The 1,818-nt window shown below is 60.1% G+C and carries 1 protein-coding gene; it reads right to left on the bottom strand.

What is annotated here, in order from left to right:
* Positions 1-414 precede the first annotated feature (414 nt).
* Positions 415-1,635, bottom strand: a complete 1,221-nt coding sequence (locus CHU93_RS00025) for a Fic family protein (protein WP_243374978.1) — start codon at positions 1,633-1,635, stop codon at positions 415-417.
* Positions 1,636-1,818: the final 183 nt, after the last annotated feature.

The following is a 1,818-nucleotide window of genomic DNA, read 5'->3' as shown; positions in this document are numbered from 1 at the left end:
TATCCGGGCGAGAAAGTGACTTCTCTAAATAGCGGGAACATATATCAGTGGCTTATTTGTAGACGCAACTCAGAGATATCACGGCCGTGGCGGCTCGCAGCTGCAGTGTCATGCTCTCCAGGCTGAACCAAGGACATTTGCAACGGCTACATCGCTGCTGAGTAAGTCGGCTTACACAGGGCCGCCAGTTAATTAAGCGGATGCAGAATTGCTTTATTAATGGTGGCCCAGCATGATGCTTGCTTGCTCCCCACCCCAGAACCAAATCTGCGTCTTGGTCGCTTCGTGGAAACCGTGGCAGCGGGAGAGACCGTACGCGCCTTTGTCACTCCGCCGCTGCCATCGCGTTCTGGCTGTAAATGAACCTGAGCAAGGATATCAGCCAGTTTGCGACCTTCTCCGTTTGTCCATACGCTATGAACCGCCCGGCGATGCGACGTCGGTCTTTTCCGGGAAGAGATTGGGGAGCCACCGCGCCGCCAATCGTGCAGGGAAAGCCAGATAAAGCGGCGCCCTTGAGCTTTGGGAGGTCAGCGCGCCGGATTCCAACAGCGCTGATGTGACCCGCCGCGCCGCCCGTTCACTCATGCCCAGCACCGCATCGACCTCACCTCGCTGCAACACCCCTTGGTAGAGCACCGCGCGCAGTACCGCATCTGACCTGGCCGGCAAGCGCCCGGCGCGCATCTCTTCCTCCGCCCAGATCGTGATGCGATCGCGCAAGGCCCCTGGTGCCATCAACCCGGCCATGAAATTGACCTGGTCGATGCAGGTGCGCAGGAAGAATTCAACGAAGGCCGCAAGATTGGCCTCGCTGAGGCTGCCGCGACCATCCCTGTCCCCTTGCCGGGGAGCATCACATGCTTCGAGATGAGCCTTGTAGCGCTTCACATCGCGCGCCAGGCCGCGGGCGACTGACCACAGGCCGCGCGTGTCCAGCGCCTCCCGAAGCATGGCATAGGACATCAACCGTGCGACGCGGCCATTGCCATCGGCAAAGGGGTGCACCCAAAGCAGCCGATGATGAGCGCAGGCGGCAGCAAGGATCCGTTCGGTTCGTCCGCCCCGCGAATAAGCTTGGTGCATGCGCGTCAGGAACCGCGGAACCGCGCCGGGGCTCACGGCCACGTGCCGGCCAACCTGGACATAGGTGCTCCTGTAGTCGCCGGGGACAACGGGCATCCTGACACCCGTTTCCGGGTTCTCAACCGCGAGGAGATCCGGCGGCAGCAGTTCACAGAACCGGCGGTGCACCTCACGGATCATCACCGGCGACGTTGGCGGTTCAGCCATACCACCTTCGTCAATCCAGCGTTGCACCGCAATGTGCGCGACAGCCTCCAGCTGCAGGTCGCGCTTCTTCGGGTCAGCGCTGTAATCCCTGGTAAGAGCCCGCTCGATATCGATCGGGTGCGTGTCGTGACCTTCGATTAGGTTGCTGTAGTAGCAGTTCATGGACCGCACCAACTGCGCCAGGGCGTCGGCAATGGGCGCCGGAAGGCTTGATCGGAAGGCAGCGGACTTCTCCGCAAGTTCGAGAGCAAGATCGTTGAGAGGCTGGCGCACGAGCGCAGCTTCGGCCACCATCAAGGGCTCGAAGAGGCCAAGGCTCTCATTGTCGTCAGCTACGGTCACGTGCTCTCTATCTGGCCGCTTGAATGGCCGAATCATGCTCCCTGATTTTTGACTGTATATGAAAAGCTTGGTAACTTACAGGTGATGGCTTTGGCCTGTAAATTGGCCGGTTTGTTGGCCGCTTTCACGGCTTTGGCGCTAACGTGTAGCGCGACGATCAAGGTGAGAACTACGCGACGATCA

The organism is Sandarakinorhabdus cyanobacteriorum, assembly GCF_002251755.1.
GTDB classification, from domain to species: domain Bacteria; phylum Pseudomonadota; class Alphaproteobacteria; order Sphingomonadales; family Sphingomonadaceae; genus Sandarakinorhabdus; species Sandarakinorhabdus cyanobacteriorum.
This window is presented reverse-complemented; position numbering and strand designations above follow the sequence as displayed.